This window comes from Coprococcus sp. LG101-27 (assembly GCF_027695515.1).
Lineage (GTDB): Bacteria > Bacillota > Clostridia > Lachnospirales > Lachnospiraceae > Allocoprococcus > Allocoprococcus comes.
Map to the genome: position 1 here is coordinate 396,958 of NZ_JAQEUJ010000001.1, position 19,856 is coordinate 416,813.

13 protein-coding genes and 1 riboswitch are annotated in these 19,856 nt (G+C 42.8%); of the genes, 12 read left to right on the forward strand and 1 reads right to left on the reverse strand.

Annotated features, from left to right (window positions below; translation table 11 throughout):
• Window positions 1-119: 119 nt before the first annotated feature.
• From PG766_RS01960 to PG766_RS01985, 6 genes are all read left to right on the forward strand, one after another.
• Window positions 120-1,190: a carbamoyl phosphate synthase small subunit gene (locus tag PG766_RS01960; RefSeq protein ID WP_117558244.1), complete on the forward strand. Its 1,071-nt coding sequence runs from the start codon at window positions 120-122 to the stop codon at window positions 1,188-1,190.
• Window positions 1,190-4,390 carry a carbamoyl-phosphate synthase large subunit gene (carB, locus tag PG766_RS01965; protein WP_008375273.1) on the forward strand — a complete coding sequence of 1,067 codons (3,201 nt, stop codon included), beginning with the start codon at window positions 1,190-1,192 and terminating at the stop codon, window positions 4,388-4,390. The genes PG766_RS01960 and carB overlap by 1 nt, the downstream gene beginning before the upstream one ends.
• Before the next feature lie 156 nt (window positions 4,391-4,546).
• Window positions 4,547-5,038, forward strand: a complete 492-nt coding sequence (locus PG766_RS01970; protein WP_118198305.1) for a ribonuclease Z — start codon at window positions 4,547-4,549, stop codon at window positions 5,036-5,038.
• A complete protein-coding gene (locus PG766_RS01975) occupies window positions 5,035-6,018 on the forward strand; it encodes a DNA/RNA non-specific endonuclease (protein ID WP_243014314.1) in 984 nt (327 codons plus the stop codon). The genes PG766_RS01970 and PG766_RS01975 overlap by 4 nt, the downstream gene beginning before the upstream one ends.
• A 154-nt stretch (window positions 6,019-6,172) precedes the next feature.
• The gene (locus tag PG766_RS01980; RefSeq protein ID WP_117558238.1) at window positions 6,173-7,459 is read left to right on the forward strand and encodes an O-acetylhomoserine aminocarboxypropyltransferase/cysteine synthase family protein; all 1,287 of its coding nucleotides are present in this window, start codon (window positions 6,173-6,175) and stop codon (window positions 7,457-7,459) included.
• Between the two features lie 52 nt (window positions 7,460-7,511).
• Window positions 7,512-7,856, forward strand: a complete 345-nt coding sequence (locus PG766_RS01985; protein ID WP_008375282.1) for a cupin domain-containing protein — start codon at window positions 7,512-7,514, stop codon at window positions 7,854-7,856.
• 267 nt (window positions 7,857-8,123) lie between these two features.
• On the opposite strand, the gene PG766_RS01990 is transcribed toward PG766_RS01985, so the two are convergent.
• A complete protein-coding gene (locus tag PG766_RS01990; RefSeq protein ID WP_055297027.1) occupies window positions 8,124-9,218 on the reverse strand; it encodes a pyridoxal phosphate-dependent aminotransferase in 1,095 nt (364 codons plus the stop codon).
• Between the two features lie 132 nt (window positions 9,219-9,350).
• On the opposite strand from PG766_RS01990, the gene PG766_RS01995 reads away from it, so the two are divergent.
• The 6 genes from PG766_RS01995 (at window position 9,351) to PG766_RS02020 (ending at window position 19,473) form a co-directional block, all read left to right on the forward strand.
• Entirely contained in the window at window positions 9,351-12,644 is a 3,294-nt protein-coding gene (locus PG766_RS01995; protein ID WP_270590324.1) for a DUF5717 family protein, read from the forward strand.
• A gap of 15 nt (window positions 12,645-12,659) precedes the next feature.
• A complete protein-coding gene (locus PG766_RS02000) occupies window positions 12,660-13,949 on the forward strand; it encodes a DUF5716 family protein (RefSeq protein ID WP_118198303.1) in 1,290 nt (429 codons plus the stop codon).
• Complete coding sequence (locus PG766_RS02005; RefSeq protein ID WP_008375292.1) at window positions 13,924-14,685, forward strand: hypothetical protein; 762 nt, start codon at window positions 13,924-13,926, stop codon at window positions 14,683-14,685. The genes PG766_RS02000 and PG766_RS02005 overlap by 26 nt, the downstream gene beginning before the upstream one ends.
• Window positions 14,686-14,790: 105 nt before the next feature.
• Window positions 14,791-16,227: an amidophosphoribosyltransferase gene (gene purF, locus PG766_RS02010; RefSeq protein ID WP_022220912.1), complete on the forward strand. Its 1,437-nt coding sequence runs from the start codon at window positions 14,791-14,793 to the stop codon at window positions 16,225-16,227.
• 13 nt (window positions 16,228-16,240) lie between these two features.
• Window positions 16,241-17,674 carry an adenylosuccinate lyase gene (gene purB, locus PG766_RS02015; protein ID WP_117823614.1) on the forward strand — a complete coding sequence of 478 codons (1,434 nt, stop codon included), beginning with the start codon at window positions 16,241-16,243 and terminating at the stop codon, window positions 17,672-17,674.
• Window positions 17,675-18,099: 425 nt separating this feature from the next.
• Window positions 18,100-19,473: an alanine/glycine:cation symporter family protein gene (locus PG766_RS02020; RefSeq protein ID WP_118198302.1), complete on the forward strand. Its 1,374-nt coding sequence runs from the start codon at window positions 18,100-18,102 to the stop codon at window positions 19,471-19,473.
• Between the two features lie 168 nt (window positions 19,474-19,641).
• Window positions 19,642-19,766, forward strand: a riboswitch (glycine riboswitch).
• Window positions 19,767-19,856: the final 90 nt, after the last annotated feature.

Genomic DNA, 19,856 nt, shown 5'->3' on the forward strand with positions numbered 1-19,856 from the left:
ACCAGATATGGTAAACTTTTTACAATTTGAGAAAGTGTGGGCGCTCTGGAATTGAAAAGACTCCAAGAGTGCCCCTTTTTTGAGAATAAAAGAGTATTACGAAGGGATAAGGTGAACATATGAAAGCGTTTCTAATTTTAGAAGACGGAACTGTGTTTGAAGGCACAAGCATCGGCTCAACAAAAGATATGATTAGTGAGATTGTATTCAATACTTCAATGACTGGATACTTAGAGGTGCTGACAGACCCTTCTTACGCCGGACAGGCCGTTGTCATGACATATCCGCTGATCGGAAACTATGGTATTACACCGGATATGGAGTCCAAGAAGGCGTGGCCGGATGGTTATATTGTAAGAGAATTGTCCAGAATGCCAAGCAACTTCCGTTGTGAAGGTACAATTCAGGATTTCCTGAAAGAACAGGATATTCCGGGAATTGCAGGAATTGATACCAGAGCACTTACCAAAATCCTCCGCGAAAAGGGTACAATGAATGGTATGATCACAACGAATGAAAATTACAATCTGGACGAGGTACTTCCGAAACTTCATGCATACAAAGTAGGAGATGTAGTTTCCAAAGTAACTTGCAGTGAAAAATATGTCTTAGAAGGCAATGGACCAAAAGTTGCATTGATGGACTTTGGTGCTAAGAACAACATTGCAAGGTCTTTAAATGATCGTGGATGTGAAGTTACCGTTTACCCGGCAAATACACCTGCAGAAGAGATCATTTCCGCAAATCCGGACGGTATCATGCTGTCGAACGGACCTGGCGATCCGGCGGATTGCACTTCCATTATTAAAGAAATCAGAAAATTATACGATTCAGAGATCCCAATCTTTGCAATCTGTCTGGGACATCAGCTGATGGCACTCGCCAACGGTGGTAAGACCTATAAGTTGAAATACGGACACAGGGGCGGAAATCATCCGGTAAAAGATCTGCAGACAGGAAGAGTTTATATTTCTTCCCAGAACCATGGTTATGCTGTAGATGCTGATAGCATTCCGGAAAGCGTTGCAGTACCTGCATTTGTGAACGTAAATGACAATACAAACGAAGGAATGTCATACGTTGGAAAGAATATTTTCACAGTACAGTTCCATCCGGAAGCTTGCCCGGGACCACAGGATTCTGGTTACTTGTTTGACAGATTTATGGATATGATGGGAGGAACAAAATAATGCCAAGAAATAAAGACATAAAGAAAGTATTAGTTATTGGTTCCGGTCCAATCGTAATCGGACAGGCAGCAGAATTTGACTATGCCGGAACACAGGCATGCCGTTCACTGAAGGAAGAAGGACTTGAAGTTGTACTTCTGAATTCGAACCCGGCAACGATCATGACGGACAAAGATATTGCAGACCGCGTTTATATCGAACCACTTACGGTAGAAGTTGTAGAACAGCTGATCCTTAAAGAAAAACCGGACAGCGTACTTCCTACCCTTGGAGGCCAGGCCGGACTGAACCTTGCAATGGAACTGGAAGAAGCAGGATTCCTTAAGGAACATAATGTGAGACTGATCGGTACAACGGCGGAAACCATCAAGAAAGCAGAAGACCGTCTGGAATTTAAAGATACCATGGAAAAGATCGGTGAGCCGGTTGCAGCTTCGCTGGTCGTTGAAAATATAGAAGATGGTGTTGCGTTTGCAGATAAGATCGGATATCCTGTTGTTCTTCGTCCGGCATATACCCTCGGCGGAAGCGGTGGTGGTATCGCACATGATCAGGAACAATTGGAAGAAATCCTTGAGAACGGACTCCGTCTGTCACGTGTAGGACAGGTTCTTGTAGAGCGCTGCATTGCAGGATGGAAAGAAATCGAGTACGAAGTAATGCGAGACAGTGCCGGAAACTGTATTACTGTATGTAATATGGAAAATATTGATCCGGTCGGAGTTCATACCGGTGACAGTATCGTTGTTGCACCTTCCCAGACTCTTGGAGATAAAGAATATCAGATGCTGCGTACTTCGGCACTGAATATCATTACAGAACTGAATATTACTGGTGGATGTAACGTACAATACGCATTACATCCAGACTCTTTTGAATATTGTGTAATTGAGGTAAACCCGCGTGTAAGCCGTTCTTCTGCACTGGCTTCCAAAGCGACAGGATACCCGATCGCAAAAGTTGCTGCAAAGATTGCCCTTGGGTATACACTGGACGAGATCAAGAATGCAGTTACAAAGAAAACTTATGCAAGCTTCGAGCCAATGCTTGACTACTGTGTTGTTAAGATGCCGAGACTTCCGTTCGATAAATTTATCAGTGCAAAGAGAACGTTGACGACACAGATGAAAGCTACCGGAGAAGTTATGAGTATTTGCGATAACTTTGAAGGAGCTCTTATGAAAGCAATCCGTTCTCTAGAGCAGCATGTAGACTGCCTGCTTTCTTATGATTTCTCAGCACTTTCCAAAGAAGAAATTCTGGAAAAACTGGAAATCGTAGATGACCGCAGAATCTGGATGATCGCAGAAGCACTCCGCAAAGGAATCTCTTATGACGAGATTCATGCGATCACAAAGATCGACAAATGGTTCATCGACAAGATTGCGATCCTTGTTGAGATGGAACAGGCTCTGAAGACACAGGAACTCACACCGGAACTTCTGAAAGAAGCAAAACGTATTGAATTCCCGGATAATGTTATTGCACGACTGACCGGAAAAGATGAGAGAGAAATCCACGATATGCGTCATGCAAACGGAATCGTTGCAGCATACAAGATGGTTGATACCTGTGCGGCTGAGTTCGCGGCAGAGACCCCATATTATTATTCTGTATTCGGAAGCCAGAACGAAGTAGAAGAGACTTCCGGCAAAAAGAAAGTTCTAGTACTTGGATCAGGACCGATCCGTATCGGACAGGGTATCGAGTTCGACTTCTGTTCTGTACATTGTACATGGGCATTTGCAAAAGAAGGATACGAGACTATTATCGTAAATAACAACCCGGAAACTGTAAGTACCGATTTCGATATCGCAGATAAGCTGTATTTCGAACCACTTACTCCGGAAGATGTAGAGAGCATTGTAGACCTGGAAAAACCGGACGGAGCAGTTGTTCAGTTTGGTGGACAGACTGCGATCAAATTAACAGAATCCCTGATGAAGATGGGAGTGCCGATTCTTGGAACTTCCGCAGAAGATGTAGATGCTGCAGAGGACAGAGAGCTCTTTGACGAGATCCTTGCACAGTGCAATATTCCACGTCCGAAGGGAGATACAGTATTTACCGCTGAAGAAGCAAAAGAGGTTGCCAACCGTCTCGGATATCCGGTACTGGTTCGTCCTTCTTATGTACTTGGCGGACAGGGAATGCAGATTGCAATCAACGATCATGATATTGATGAATTTATCGGAATCATCAACCGTATTGCACAGGATCACCCGATTCTGGTTGATAAATATCTGGTCGGTAAAGAAATTGAGGTCGATGCAGTATGTGACGGAACAGACATTCTGATCCCTGGTATTATGGAACATATTGAGCGTGCCGGAATCCATTCTGGTGACAGTATTTCTGTATATCCTGCGCAGAGCATTTCTGAAGTGACAAAGCGTAAAATTGAAGAATATACAAAGCGTCTTGCAAAAGCCCTTCACGTAATTGGTATGATCAACATCCAGTTCATCGTATGTGGCGAAGATGTTTATGTCATCGAAGTAAACCCACGTTCAAGTCGTACCGTTCCTTATATCAGTAAGGTAACAGGTATCCCGATCGTTCCGCTTGCTACAAGAGCAATCATCGGACATAAGATCAGAGAAATGGGTTACACACCGGGACTTCAGAAAGAAGCTGATTATATTGCAATCAAGATGCCGGTATTCTCATTTGAGAAGATCCGTGGTGCAGATATCAGCCTTGGACCGGAAATGAAATCTACAGGTGAGTGTCTGGGAATTGCAACTACATTTAACGAGGCACTTTACAAAGCGTTCCTTGGAGCTGGAATCAACCTTCCAAAATATAAGAACATGATCATGACTGTTCGTGATGAGGATAAGGGAGAAGCTGTCGAGATCGGACGCAGATTTGAGGCACTTGGCTACCGCATCTTTGCAACACGCGGTACAGCTGATGCATTAAAAGAAGGTGGCGTAAAAGCAATTCCGGTCAATAAGATTGAGCAGGAATCACCGAACCTGATGGATCTGATCCTTGGACACGAGATCGACCTTGTAATTGATACTCCTCCACAGGGAGCAGATCATGCACGAGATGGATTTGTAATCCGTCGTAATGCAATCGAGACAGGTGTCAATGTACTGACAGCTATGGATACTGCAAGAGCACTTGTGACAAGTCTGGAAAATACAGATATCCGTCAGCTTACACTGATTGATATTGCGAAAGTTGAATAAGATGTTATGAATACGGACAGGCAGGGATTGGATTCTCTGCCTGTTTGTGTTATGGAAAATGCAGGGACGAGACGGACGCTACAGTGGCAAAAGAATGTGAAGCTGTGTAGAGAATTTCGGATATTGGTCGGAATTGCGGGGAAGGAGTTTTGTAGTGTGAAAACTATTGTATGTGTGGATAATCGGATGGGGATATGCTTTAATGGCAGGAGAGTGAGCCGGGACCGGATAGTGTCAGAGGATATTCTTGAGATGACGAGAGGGAATGTGCTCTGGATGGCGCCGGAGGCAGATAAGCTTTTTAAAGAAGTCTTTAAAGCAAAAGAAGAGGTATGCCAGGAAACTGGGACTGGGAAGAAAATACAGGACGCAGGGTACCTGGAGGATGAAAAAATGTGGAAGGTTGACCGGAATTTTCTGGAAAAGGCAGAAGAAGAGGATTTCTGTTTTGTTGAGGGGGAGAATCTGGCTGGATATGAGGGGAAGATTACAGAGATTGTTCTGTATAAATGGAACCGGGATTATCCGGCAGATGTATTTTTTGAGGTAGATTTAAGCAAGTGGAGACTGGAAGAGAGAAAAGATTTTTCCGGTTACTCCCATGAGAAGATTACAAAAGAAATTTACAACAGGCAGGGATTGCTATGAAGAAGAAAATTGGAAAAATGAGAGGTGTGCTGCTTCTGACGTTTGCATTGTTTCTGACAGTGTGTGGCACAGGTGGAGCAGATGCGCAAAGTGCATCATATGGAAACAGTCAGGCAGCAGTAGTTGAAAAACAGTCAGGTAGCGGAGAAAATGAATCGACAGCAGGTGGCAGCCAGGATCCGGTGAGCGCTACATTGGATAATATTCCGGTATACAGCGGAACACCGTATGTAGTGATTGACGATAATGAACCGGATTTTACCGAAGATGAGCTGACAGATCAGTCTTATGAAAGCTACAGTGATCTGGATGAGTTGGGACGATGCGGTGTTGCCGCGTCCAACATTGGGACAGATCTGATGCCGACCGGGGAAAGAGGAAAGATTGGACAGGTGAAACCGTCCGGATGGCAGACAATAAAATTTGACAATGTGGATGGAAAATATCTTTACAACCGTTGTCATCTGATAGGCTATCAGCTGACGGCAGAAAATGCAAACGAAAAGAATCTGATTACAGGAACCCGCTATATGAATGTGGATGGAATGCTGCCATTTGAAAATATGGTTGCCGACTACATCAAAGAGACAGATAATCATGTAATGTATCGTGTCACACCGGTATTTGAAGGGGAGAATCTGGTTGCATCCGGAGTTTTAATGGAAGCAGAATCAGTGGAGGATCATGGAGAAGGTGTGAAATTTAATGTGTATGTCTATAATGTACAGCCGGGAATTACGATTGATTATGCAACGGGAAAGGCAGTGCTTTCCGATGAGGATGCGTCAGCGGGTACGGGAAAAACCAGTGGAAATACAGAGAAAAAGACGTATGTGTTGAATGAAAATACAAAGAAGTTCCATACGCCGGAGTGTTCAGGAGTAAAAGATATCAAAGAAGGAAATAAAAAAACATTTACTGGTTCAAGAGAAGAACTGATTAAAGAGGGGTATAGCCCGTGTGGGAGATGTAAACCGTAAGAGGAAAATAAAAGAAAAACTGCATATTCTGCGAAAAATATAAAACAAACGGGAGATTTTTAAACAAAATCTCCCGTTTTCTGCTATAATAGAAAACATACTTAATGAATATACATTAGAGGAAATGTGTAAAAGAAAAAGGAGGAACTTTCTCATGAATACTTATCATATGGGAACAAAATGCGTGCAGGGAGGATATACACCTGGAAATGGAGAGCCGAGACAGGTTCCGATCATTCAGTCTACGACATTCAAATACAATACAAGTGAAGATATGGGAAAATTATTTGATCTGGAGGCATCCGGATATTTCTACACCCGTCTGCAGAATCCGACTAACGACCACGTAGCGGCAAAGATCGCGGCGATGGAAGGCGGAACAGCTGCAATGTTGACTTCTTCCGGACAGGCAGCGAATTTCTTTGCTATGTTCAATATCTGTGAAGCAGGAGATCATATTGTGGCTTCATCTTCGATTTATGGTGGAACCTTCAATCTGATCAGTGTGACAATGAAGAAAATGGGAATTGACGCAACATTTGTTTCTCCGGATGCAACAGAAGAAGAATTAAATGCGGCATTCCAGCCAAATACAAAGCTGATGTTTGGTGAGACGATTGCCAATCCGGCACTTACTGTTCTGGATATTGAGCTTTTTGCAAAGGTTGCACATGCGCATGGTGTACCGCTGATCGTGGATAATACCTTCCCGACACCGGTCAACTGTCATCCGATCGAATGGGGAGCAGATATTGTGACACATTCGACTACAAAATATATGGATGGACATGGAGCAGCAGTCGGTGGAGCAATCGTAGACAGTGGTAAATTTGACTGGATGGCTCATGCAGATAAATATCCCGGACTTTGCACACCGGATGAAAGCTATCATGGAATTACCTATGCTGAGAAATTCGGAAAAGAAGGCGCATTTATCACAAAATGTACTTCTCAGTTGATGCGTGATCTCGGATCGATCCAGGCACCACAGAATGCATTTATCCTGAATCTCGGACTGGAATCTCTTCATGTGCGTATGCCAAGACACGTGGAGAACGGACAGGCTGTCGCAGAATTTCTGGAGCAGCACCCAAAGGTTGCTTATGTCAATTATCCAGGACTTCCATCTAACAAATACTATGAAAGAGCAAAGAAATACATGCCAGACGGGGGCTGTGGAGTGGTATCTTTCGGATTGAAAGGTGGAAGAGAAGCTGCTTCCGTATTCATGCAGAATCTGAAGCTTGGAGCGATTGAAACCCATGTGGCAGATGCGAGAACCTGTTGCCTGAACCCGGCAACATCCACACATCGCCAGATGAATGATGAGCAGTTAAAAGAAGCAGGAGTTCCGGCAGAACTGATTCGTATCAGTCTGGGACTTGAAGATAAAGAGGATCTGATTGCAGATATTTCTGCGGCACTTGACGCAATTCAATAATCGTGTCACAATGACAGATAAAGAAATCTGATCAGACAGGAGGAAAAGAGTCATGACAAAGAAATCAGAAAGACAACCAATCAAAGCAGAAAATGTAGCGGGTGGCGCAGGCTATATCCTGAAGGAAGAACTGATCAAAGGTGAACAGCTCGGCGCGTACTGCAAGATGTTCAATGAAGTAACGTTAAAACCTGGATGTGAGATCGGATATCATGAGCATCATGGAGAGACTGAGACTTACTATCTGACAAAAGGGGCAGGCATTTACAATGATAATGGCAAAGAATATCCGGTAGAAGTTGGTGATGTGACTTTCTGCGCAGACGGAAATGGACATGGCATCAAGAATGCGGGGGAAGAAGATCTTGTGTTTGTGGCGCTTATTTTGAAAGAATAGTGTGAAGAGGGACGGATCCCGGCGCAAATGATATTGATCGTCACCTATGAAACTGTCACTGGCAGTTTCATACGGATGCATGGCAACTCCGAAACTTGTACAAAAAAGGGGATGATGTTCGTGTGAACACGGACACCACCCCTATTTTTGTGTGCTCTTAGTCGCAACGATTCAATATCATTTGCGCCGGGATCCTGTGCTGCTCAAAATTTTTAGAAATAAGAGTTGGTGATTTAGTGAATGGTCTTCTTGTGGGGATAGGAAACATTATGCAAAGAAATCCTGTATTCCTTGAAGCAGTCTCTTATTATCTTCCGGAGCCATAATGCAGAACCGGAAGTATTCCCCGCCCAGTTCTTTGAAGCTGGAGCAGTCTCTCACCATCAGACCCTGCTTGATCAGAAATTCAAACACATCCGCAGAAGTAACTCCCTCTTTTTCAATCTTTACCAGTACAAAATTCGCATAAGCAGGATACACAGTCAGCACATTGATTTTGGAGATTTCAGTGCACATTTTGTCTCGCTCGGAGAGGATCAGATCCCGTGTTTTCCGGATATACTCCTGATCCTGGAGCATCTTCTCACCAGCGTAAGCGCCGAGGCTGTTCAGACTCCATGGGTTCTGCATCAGCAGAAGATCCTGAAGAAACTGGCTGTTACTGGTTGCACCGTAGCCGAGGCGGAGACCAGGTGCGGCATAAAATTTGGATACGCCACGGAGAATCATCAGATTATCAAAACTGCTAATCAGAGACATGGAAGAAATTTCATTAATATCCGGTGCGAATTCAACGTAAGTCTCATCGATCATCAAGAAAGAGCCAGCCTCCCGGCAGCAGTCCAGAATGGTCTGGATCTCAGGCATTTTGAGAGCGGACGAAGTCGGATTGTTCGGGTTACATAATATCACCAGATCATAGCCTTTCCTGATTTCTTCGCAGAAGGCATGGATATCAAGATGGAACTGATCTGACTCTTTTAACAGGTAAGTATGGATGGAACTTCCCACCAGATCCAGTTCACGTCCATACTCGGAATAAGTTGGTCCAAGAACCAGTGTTTTTTGTGGTTTCCGTGTCTGGATCAGGAGAGAGATCAGCTCGGTAGAACCATTTCCGACGATTACATGTTCCGGTAAAATCTGGCAGTAATCGGCAATCACTTTTTTCAAAGTAGTGTAATTTCGGTCCGGATAACTACTGAGAAGATCCAGATGTGCAGCAAGATCTTTTTTCAGGTTTTTGGATAATCCAAGTGGGTTGACATTGGCTCCAAAGCAGACGATCTCGTCCACCGGTACATGATAAAATGCGGCGACAGCAGCGGTGTCACTTCCATGAAACTGCGGTTTTGCTTCCATAAATAGTATTCTCCTTTGTGTATAACAAAAATCTGTGAATTAAAAAAAACGGGTATTCCGCATTGCCTGATATGCAGAATAATGCTATAATTTATTATAATGTCTTTTTGAAAAAATGCAATGCAGAAGTAGGTGGCAAGCTTGAAGAATAAAATAAAAAAATTTTCCAAAGGAGATTTTCGAACCGTTCATCCGGAGATTGTACTGCCGGTAACGAATCTTGAGATGACGATCGGGGAAGGAGAGTCCTGCCAGGGAAGTTTCATTTTGAAGAACAGGAAAGAAGGAGATATCAGAGGACTTGTATATTCTTCTTCTTTTCGTATACATTTAGAAGAACAGGGATTTGAGGGCAACCCGGTGGAGCTCCGTTTTACTTATGATGGAAGCGGACTTGCTCCCGGGCATGTTGAACAGGGAAAGTTTACGATTGTATGTAATGGTGGAGAATTTGAGGTAAACTTTACTGCGATCATTGAAAAACCATCAGTCGAGACTTCCTGTGGAAGAGTACAGAATATCCGTGATTTTAAAAGGCTGGCGATGGAGAACTTTATTGAGGCACACCGCCTTTTCAGATCACGCGATTTTTATGACGTGATAAAGTATGAAGAGCCAAGGATAAAGGCACTTTATGATAATATTAGGAAATGGTCTCTCGGTGAGCAGGCGATGGAAGAATTTCTGGTCGGAATCAAACAGAAAGAATGTATTTTCCTGACAATGGGACGGAATCAGAGAACCTTCCGCAATTTAAAAGAAGCAACCCGTGAGATTATTCATTTTACAAAGAATACTTGGGGATTTATGCCTGTGAAGGTGCATGTGAGCGGTGATTTTATCCAGATTGGAAGGGATAACTTTACAACGGACGATTTTGTGGGAAATCTGTTTGATTTCAGTTATATCATTCATCCGGAAAAGGCTCATGCGGGAAATAATTATGGACAGATTGTTTTTGAAAGTCCGTATGAATCGCTGACCTATGAGGTAATGTTGGCCAATCACAAGGATCATGCAGAAAACAGACGTGTGGCAGATAAGACGATTGCATCAATCATAAAGGATTTCCTTGCGTGCAATGCGGAAGGAAAGGATCTGACAGCCTGGGCGGACGCAACAAGAGAAAAACTGAAGGGACTGGATATATATTCAGAAGACGGAGATGTTTATCCACTGTTTGATGCACATCTTAATCTGCTCTGTAAGGAGCCGGACAAGGCCAGTGATATTCTGGATGATTACAATTACAGCCGTTTCTCAGTGAATAAGGATTCGGTCATTTCATCGTATTATCTGTATCTGACTGCGCTTTTGAGAAAATCAGGCAGCCAGGTTAACAAAGCAATTGAAGAACTGAATAAGGCATATATGAAAGAACCAACTTCATGGGAGCTTGTGTGTATGCTGATTGACATTGATCCGGAATATAAAAACTACAGCAAAAAATTACAGGTTCTGGAACGCCACTGCAGCAACGGTGCGAACCAGGTAATTCTGTACTGGCAGGCATACCGGTGTTTTCTGGAGAAGCCAACCTGTCTGAAAAAGCTCTCGGCATTTGAAGTACAGATTCTCAATTTTGCGCAGAAGCACGGAGTTCTGACAAAGGAAATTGCGCTTTATATGGCGAATCTTGCATCCCAACAGCGGACTTATGATAAGAATCTGGATGTTGTGATGCGGAAGGTTTATCGGATTTTCCCGGATCCACAGATTCTGACAGCAATTTGTACCCATCTGATCCGTGGCAATCGGACAACACCGGAATGCTTCAAGTGGTATGCCTTGGCAGTAAAAGAAGATCTGAAGATTGCGCAGCTTTTTGAATATTATATGATGACTGTGGATGACAAATATCTGGACAGACAGTTTCCAAAATCCGTATTACTTTACTTCCGGCATGGAAATACACTGGAATATAAAAAAGCAGCGGTGTTGTATGCAAATCTGATTAACTGTGAGGAAGAAAGCAGTGAGCTTTACAGTGCTTACAGAGAGCAGATGGAGCGGTTTGCCTGGATGCAGCTTGAGAATCGAAGGATCAATGATATTCTGCATATTATTTACAAACGCTGCTGTACTGAGCGGGATATGACACCAGAAAGAATTCGGGCAGTTTATGATATCTGCCATGCTTATGAGATTAAGACAACGGTAAAGAACATGGCGTTTGTCATGGTGATCGAGCCTGACGGAACGATCAGTCAGAAGGTACAGTACAGTGCGGATGGAGTGATTGTATATTTATACAATAAAGACGCACGGATTGTCTGGGAATCAAAAGACGGCCGCCATTACATTGATTCCATTCCATATGAGACTATGAGGATGTTCTATGAGAACCGGTATATGGAAATCTGCAAAAAATATCAGGAAGAGCATGAGGAAGAGGAACGGAAGAAAGAGAAAAAAGAACTGACCTGGGATATGCTTAGAGAGCACGGGCTGGAGATGACAGATGAAAAAGAAGTGTTTAAAATGTGCAGTATGCGCCTGCGTGAAGAAGGTACGGAGGAGGATGATTTTCTTCTGGCATTATGCTTTGAACTGTTTCTGAAAGATCAGTATGATAAGCAGACGCTGTCTTATCTTGCTGAGTATTATTGTGGATCGACCCGTAATATGAAGAAACTCTGGCATGTGGCAAGAGATTATGATATTACAACCTACAAGCTTTCAGAAAGAATCATTACGCAGATGCTTTTCTCGGAAACTATGTTTGGTGAGGAAGAAATTTTTGCGGATTATTATGAAGGAAGAACGTATTTCCGTTTAAAGAGAGCATATCTTGCTTATGTTTCAAGAGAATATGTGGTGAATGGACGCCAGGTAAAAGGATGTATTTTTGTAATCATCGCAAATGAATACCGCAAAGAGGAAGATCTTCCGGATATCTGTAAGATCGCCCTGCTAAAATATTATTCCAGCAGGGAAGTGCATCAGGAACTGGAACCGATGCTACGGGAATTCCTGCGCGAAATGTGTGAAAAACAGCTGTATTTTTCTTTCTATTTGAAGTATCCGGAGAACTGGCTCAGAGAAGTGCAGCTTTATGATAAGACGATGATTGAATATCACGCAAAACCTGGAAGCAAAGTGGCAATTTCCTACCAGATACGGAAAGGCGAAAGTGATAATATGAATTATCAGGAAGAAATACTGCTTCCGGCATATGAAGACACTTATATCAAGAGCTTTATTTTGTTTGGTGATGAATCTCTGCGTTATTATTTTACAGAGACGAATAAGGATAAGGTGACGGTTACGGAAAAAAGTGACTATAAGCCGCGTGAGGTGAGACCAATCGGAAAATTTGGAAGACTGAATGATATGACATCACTGAAGAATGAAGCACTGGCAATCGCGATGAAGGAATTTGCAACAGAAAAACAGCTTGCTGAGGATATTTTTGTTGCTTACTAAAGGAGGAAATACTTCATGACACATGGAAGTATTATAGGATATGACATCAATGCAAAGATGTGTCAGATCAGTTATTATAATGAAAAAACACAGGAACCGGAGACGGTGGATACCGGAATTGAAAAAGAGAACAATCAGATTCCTCTGGTGATGAACTATTATAAAGAGACCTGGACTTACGGAAGACAGGCAAGAAGGATGTCTACGGTAAGGGACAGTATCTGCGTGGAAGGGATCTGGGAGTGTGCGCTTGGCAATAGGAAAATTGAGGTAGACGGACAGGAATATGAAGGCGTCCAGCTGCTGGCGGATTTTGTAAAGTACACGTTGAATGGATTTGAAGAAATTGAAAGCATCACGTTTACAGTCCCGGAGAAAAACGAAGACATCCGCGTCCTGCTGAAGGGAATCGGACAGAAACTCGGAGTGGCAAAGGAAAATATTTATGTTCAGGACTACAAGGAAAGCTTCTGTCATTATATGTTTAACCAGCCGAAAGAATTATGGCAGTATGAAGCGGCACTTTTTTACTGTGACGAGGATGTGATCCGGGCATATATGTTGCGGGAACTGAAGAACAGTTCGCAGAAAAGCAGAGAAAGCTTTGTGACGGTGGACAAGGTGGCAGATGCACGTATGGAAGAACTGGAAGCAGTTTATCCGGTGCTGCATGTTGAGAAGGCAAAAGCGGCAGATGAGCATTTTAAACGTTTTATCCAGAGTGTATTCAACAAGAAGATGATCTCTTCTGTCTTTTTGACAGGAGATGGATTTGAAAATAACTGGTATCCGAATTCTCTGCGCGTTCTCTGTAACGGACGCCGTGCGTTTATGGGAAATAATCTGTACAGTAAAGGAGCGTGTTATACAGCGCAGCGCAGAAAAGAGGAACAGTCAGATGCGCCAGTCTACCTGGATGAGACAAAACTGACCGAGCAGATTTCCGTGCGGATGCGCGTGAATGGAGAAGAAGGCTGGTACCCACTGGTATCCTGGGGCAATCACTGGTACGAATCAGACAGACAGATCGAGGTGCTTCTTGGTGATACAGAGGATATTGAGATCCATGTAGATTCTCTGGTGACCGGCAGGCATCTTGTGGAGTCGGTTTCTTTGAAAGGTTTGCCGGACCGGAAAAACTATGCGCTTCGTCTGAAAATTAGTACATTCTTCTCGGATGAAAAGACCTGTCATATTATTTTTGAAGATATGGGATTTGGCGAATTTTTTGCGCCATCAGGATTTCGGTTGGAGAAGATCATTGAATTAGGAGGCAGCAATGGGCAGTTTAATTCTTTGTCATAAGAAAAAGGCAAAACATCCCTATGAAATTTCGAGGATCCATACAAGGATCAGTACACTGGAAGAGCTGTGTTATTATCTGTGCAACAATCTGTATCTGATCGATTATACGATCATGAATGAGCAGCTCTGCAGATGGATCGCAGATGAACTGGAAATGCAGGATCTTGCAGTAAAGCTGGTGGAACTGATCCGGAATCATGGTTCCGTGGAGAAATTTGTGGTTCTTGTGCTACATGAATCCAGAATCTACACACCGGGTGAAATGGCACACATCCAGAATGTTCTGGAGAAACTCAAGAACCAGAAAGAAGTAGAACGTCAGAAATACAAAGCAGATAAGCTGATGGAAAGTGGAGAACTGGAATCGGCAATCCTGGTTTACATGTCGATCGTCAACGGAGAAAAGGATGATTCAGTAGATAAGCGTTTTTATGGTCGCGTGTCTGCGTGCCTTGCCGGAGCATATGGGAGAGCATTTCTGTATGAAGAGTCGGCGAGAATGTATGAGAAGGCGTATAAGATCTGTGAAGATAATAAAATGCTCGAAGGTTACCTGTATGCAAGTTCCAGATACATGCCGCAGGATGAATATCAGAAGATGGTCATGGGCAATGAAATCCTTTTGGAAATTGACAACAAACTTACAGAAAAGATAGAAAAAGTGAGAGAAAATATCAACATCGAACCGTCAAAGGAATTGTTTGAAGAATGGAAAAAAGAGTACAGAAGAGCATAGTGTACGGGAGAAAGTTCAAGGCTGTGTATTGATTTTCGGAAAATCATGTATTATACTCTCTATGTAAAAATTAAGCGGATACAACAAATAGGAGAAGACAAAACGATGAGCGAACTTGAAAGAGTAGAGACTGGTTTAGGTGAAGAATGTGGTGTATTCGGTGCCTATGATATGGATGGTGGCGATGTTGCGCCGTCAGTGTACTATGGTTTGTTTGCCCTTCAGCACAGAGGGCAGGAAAGCTGCGGAATTGCAGTGACAGATACCTATGGCAAGCGGAAAGTTCATTTCAGAAAGGGACTAGGACTTGTCAATGAAGTATTCGATGAGGAAGAACTTGGCAAATTAAAGGGAAACCTTGGTGTCGGACATGTGCGGTATTCGACAGCAGGGGGAACTCGTGCGGAAAATGCACAACCACTGGTTCTGAATTATGTGAAAGGTACATTGGTGATTGCCCATAATGGTAATCTGACGAATGCGATCGAGCTTCGTCATGAACTGGAATATACCGGAGCAATCTTCCAGACAACGATTGATTCGGAAGTGATTGCCTATCATATTGCAAGAGAGCGTCTGAAGGTTTCAAAGGCAGAGGATGCGGTCAGGAATGCAATGAAGAAAATTGAAGGCGCATATGCACTGGTTGTATCAAGCCCGCGTAAGATGATTGGAGCGAGAGATCCATTTGGTCTCAAACCACTCTGTATCGGCAAGCGAGATAATACCTGGTTCCTGGCATCGGAAAGCTGTGCCCTTGCAGCAGTTGGTGCAGACTTTATCCGTGACGTGGAACCGGGAGAGATTGTCAGCTTTACAAAGCATGGAGTATCTTCGGACAAAAGTATGCAGATTCCACTTGAAAAGCAGGCACGTTGTATTTTTGAGTACATTTATTTTGCACGTATGGACAGCGTGATCGACAACATCAATGTATATCATGCAAGGATTGTTGCAGGAAAGGCTCTTGCACAGTCTTATCCGGTAGAGGCCGATCTGGTTGTCGGTGTGCCGGATTCCGGACTGGTTGCGGCAAAAGGATATTCGGAATATTCCGGAATCCCTTACGGTATGGCATTCCACAAGAACAGTTATGTAGGAAGAACCTTTATCAAGCCGAAGCAGAGCCAGAGAGAGTCCAGTGTGAAGATCAAACTGAATGTTATTGAAGAGGTTGTACGGGGCAAGCGTATTGTCATGGTAGATGATTCCATCGTCCGTGGAACGACCTGTGCAAATATCATCAAGATGCTCAAGAAAGCAGGAGCAAAAGAAGTTCATGTAAGAATCAGTTCGCCGCCGTTTTTACATCCTTGTTATTTTGGTACAGATGTACCGTCGAATGATCAGCTCATTGCTCATTCACATACAACGGAGCAGATCCGTGAAATGATCGGAGCAGATTCTCTTGGATATATGGAAATAGATAAGCTGAAAGACATGGTTGGAGATCTTGGATACTGCGATGCATGTTTTACAGGAAATTACCCGATGCGCGTTCCGGGAAAAGATATTTCCCACGCGTTTGAGTCAGAAGAATAGGGAGGATAAGACTATGGGATACGACAAGTATGTAAGTCCGCTTTCAGAGCGGTATGCCAGCAAGGAGATGCAGTATATTTTTTCTCCGGACATGAAATTTAAGACATGGAGAAAACTCTGGATCGCACTTGCAGAGACAGAAAAAGAGCTGGGGCTCAATATTACAGATGAACAGATCGCAGAACTGAAAGAGCATGCAGAGGATATCAATTATGATGTCGCAAAAGCACGTGAAAAAGTAGTGCGCCATGATGTGATGTCTCATGTATATGCATATGGACAGCAGTGCCCGAAAGCAAAAGGGATCATTCATCTGGGAGCAACTTCCTGTTATGTAGGTGATAATACCGATATCATTATCATGGCAGAGGCTCTGAAACTTGTTAAGAAAAAGCTGGTTAATGTTCTGGATGAACTTTCAAAGTTCGCAGATCAGTATAAAGATCTTCCGACACTTGCATTTACTCATTTCCAGCCAGCACAGCCGACAACGGTTGGAAAGAGAGCAACTCTGTGGATGCAGGAATTTTCTATGGATCTTGCGGATCTTGATTATGTGCTTGGAAGCCTGAAACTTCTTGGATCAAAAGGAACAACCGGTACACAGGCAAGCTTCCTGGAACTGTTTGAGGGAGATCAGGAGACCATTGATAAGATCGATCCAATGATTGCTAAGAAGATGGGATTTGAAGCATGCTATCCGGTATCCGGACAGACCTATTCCCGTAAAGTGGATACAAGAGTTGTGAATGTTCTTGCCGGAATTGCAGCAAGTGCACACAAATTCTCCAATGACATCCGTCTTCTCCAGCATCTGAAAGAAGTGGAAGAGCCGTTTGAAAAGACACAGATCGGATCTTCTGCAATGGCATATAAGAGAAATCCAATGAGAAGCGAACGAATCGCATCTCTGTCCCGTTACGTGATGATTGATGCACTGAACCCGGCGATCACTTCTGCTACACAGTGGTTTGAACGTACTCTGGATGACTCTGCGAACAAGCGCCTGAGTGTACCGGAAGGTTTTCTTGCGATTGACGGTATTCTGGATCTGTGCCTGAATGTCGTTGACGGACTGGTTGTATATCCGAAAGTAATTGAAAAACGTCTGATGTCTGAACTTCCGTTCATGGCAACAGAGAATATTATGATGGATGCAGTAAAAGCTGGTGGAGACCGTCAGGAACTGCATGAAAGAATCCGTGAACTTTCAATGGAAGCAGGAAAGAATGTTAAAGAAAAAGGTCTGGACAACAACCTTCTTGAACTGATCGCGTCAGATGATGCATTTAATCTGAGTCTGGAAGATCTTCAGAAAACAATGGATCCATCCAAATATGTAGGACGTTCCAAAGAACAGGTCGAAGCATTCCTTGAGAATGTGATCCGGCCGATCCTGGATGAAAATAAAGAGCTGCTTGGTGTAAAAGCAGAGATCAATGTATAGAATAACTGAATAAACAGAATGGAAGAGCAGGAAGCAGATTTCCGGGTAAGACGGAAGATTGTTTCCTGCTTTTTATTTATGTTTCATGGTCTGAAATTAACTTCTTTGAAATATCAATATAGTAAAGAATTAATGCGTTCATCTGAAGGAATCTATAAATCCCATGGAAATGTATAGATATTAAATCGTCATTAATTAGACAATTTGACGAAAAATATGAAAACTGAGTTTTTGACAAACATAGAAAAGCGCGAAAAAAGGCACTTATTTAGAGCAAATTTATTATGTTATCGCAATAACATGGTGATAATACACAAAAAATAAATAAGTTAACTGAAAATATTGCATAAAAACTATAAATAGGTTATTATAGATTCAACAGATAAAAACTATAAGGGATGTCTATTAAAAAGGAGGGTTAATGTATGAGTATTAACGATTTAGTATTAAAGGTAAATGATGTCCTAACAGGATCGGTGCTGATCATAGCACTTGTAGGTATTGGCTTGCTGTTCACATTTAAGCTTGGATTTATCCAGATCCGTGGTTTTAAAGATGGATGGAACAGAACCTTTGGAGGTCTTTTTAGTAAGAAAGGGGATGCCGGAAAAGACGGAATGTCTTCTTTCCAGGCACTTGCAACGGCGATCGCTGCTCAGGTTGGTACCGGTAATATCGCCGGAGCTGCAACTGCAATTGCAGTCGGTGGTCCGGGAGCAATCTTCTGGATGTGGATCAGCGCATTCCTCGGAATGTCAACGATCTTTGCAGAAGCGGTTATGGCTCAGAAGTTCAAACAGGTCAGTGATGACGGAACCGTAACAGGTGGTCCGGTATATTACATACGAGCGGCATTTAAAGGAACGTTCGGAAAAGTTCTGGCAGCTATTTTTGCAGTCCTGATAATCTTTGCACTTGGGTTCATGGGCAATGCGGTTCAGTCTAACTCGATCGCAGCATCATGGAACACTGCATTCGGAATTCCGAAGATTGCAATGGGTATTTTTGTAGCAGTTGTTTCCCTGTTTGTATTCACAGGTGGTATGAAGCGAATCGCAAAAGTTACTGAACTGATCGTGCCGATCATGGCAGCATTTTATATATTAGGTTCTTTGATCGTAATTTTTGCAAACGTTACAGCAATCCCGGCAGCATTCCATGACATTATTATCGGTGCGTTTAAACCGGCAGCAGTAGCAGGTGGTGCAATGGGCGCAACCTTGAAGCTTGCAGTACAGAAAGGTGTGGCAAGAGGTCTCTTCTCCAATGAAGCTGGTATGGGTTCTACACCACACGCACATGCAGTAGCAAAAGTAAACCATCCGGTTGAACAGGGCTTTGTAGCTATGATCGGTGTGTTCATTGATACATTCGTAATTCTTAACCTGACAGCACTTGTTATTATTACAACAGGATCAAGAACAAGTGGTTTTACAGGCGCAGAACTTAGCCAGTATGCTTTCTCTACTTTATATGGTAAGTTCGGTGAGATCTTTATCGCGATCTGTATGTTATTCTTCGCATTCTCAACGATCATCGGATGGTATTTCTTCGGTGAAGCAAACATCCGTTATCTGTTTGGAGCAAAAGCTGTTAAAATTTACTCAATCATTGTATGTATCTGTGTAGTGCTTGGATCGCTTCAGGAAGTAGAACTTGTGTGGAATATGGCAGACTGCTTTAACAGTATGATGGTTATCCCGAATGCGATTGCACTGGTAGCACTCAGTGGTCTTGTTAAGAAGACGCATGACGATTACTATAATAATTTTCTGCCAAATCAGAAAAAAGGCAAATAGATAATTTACATAATAACTGAAAAATAGTTATAGAAAAAAACAATAAGAAATATACAAAAAAATCTATAAAAAGACTAGCATTTTGTATAAATGTGTGTTATAGTAATCATGTCAGCAAGAAAGATGCTGCAAAATGAATAAAAAGATGCAGTCAATTAGATAGTAGGTTGATATTTCCTGCGAGAGAATCATTTATAAAGATATTTGATAAATGGTCGCCGAAGATGCAAACCGTAGAGCAGTAAAGCTCGTTGAATGGTGAAACTTTCAGGCAAAAGGATCGGGAAAGGTACTACACTCTGAATCCGGAATTACCGAATTTACAAGGAGACAGAAAGGACGTTTAAAACAGAGAAGTTGTTTTGGCGTCCTTTTTTGATACC

Bases quoted from the DNA above. Each gene is read 5' to 3' on its own strand.
- PG766_RS01960 (WP_117558244.1), top strand. From the start codon at position 120: ATGAAAGCGTTTCTAATTTTAGAAGACGGAACTGTGTTTGAAGGCACA.
- carB (WP_008375273.1), top strand. From the start codon at position 1,190: ATGCCAAGAAATAAAGACATAAAGAAAGTATTAGTTATTGGTTCCGGT.
- PG766_RS01975 (WP_243014314.1), top strand. From the start codon at position 5,035: ATGAAGAAGAAAATTGGAAAAATGAGAGGTGTGCTGCTTCTGACGTTT.
- PG766_RS01980 (WP_117558238.1), top strand. From the start codon at position 6,173: ATGAATACTTATCATATGGGAACAAAATGCGTGCAGGGAGGATATACA.
- PG766_RS01985 (WP_008375282.1), top strand. From the start codon at position 7,512: ATGACAAAGAAATCAGAAAGACAACCAATCAAAGCAGAAAATGTAGCG.
- PG766_RS01990 (WP_055297027.1), bottom strand. From the start codon at position 9,218: ATGGAAGCAAAACCGCAGTTTCATGGAAGTGACACCGCTGCTGTCGCC.
- PG766_RS02000 (WP_118198303.1), top strand. From the start codon at position 12,660: ATGACACATGGAAGTATTATAGGATATGACATCAATGCAAAGATGTGT.
- PG766_RS02005 (WP_008375292.1), top strand. From the start codon at position 13,924: ATGGGCAGTTTAATTCTTTGTCATAAGAAAAAGGCAAAACATCCCTAT.
- purF (WP_022220912.1), top strand. From the start codon at position 14,791: ATGAGCGAACTTGAAAGAGTAGAGACTGGTTTAGGTGAAGAATGTGGT.
- purB (WP_117823614.1), top strand. From the start codon at position 16,241: ATGGGATACGACAAGTATGTAAGTCCGCTTTCAGAGCGGTATGCCAGC.
- PG766_RS02020 (WP_118198302.1), top strand. From the start codon at position 18,100: ATGAGTATTAACGATTTAGTATTAAAGGTAAATGATGTCCTAACAGGA.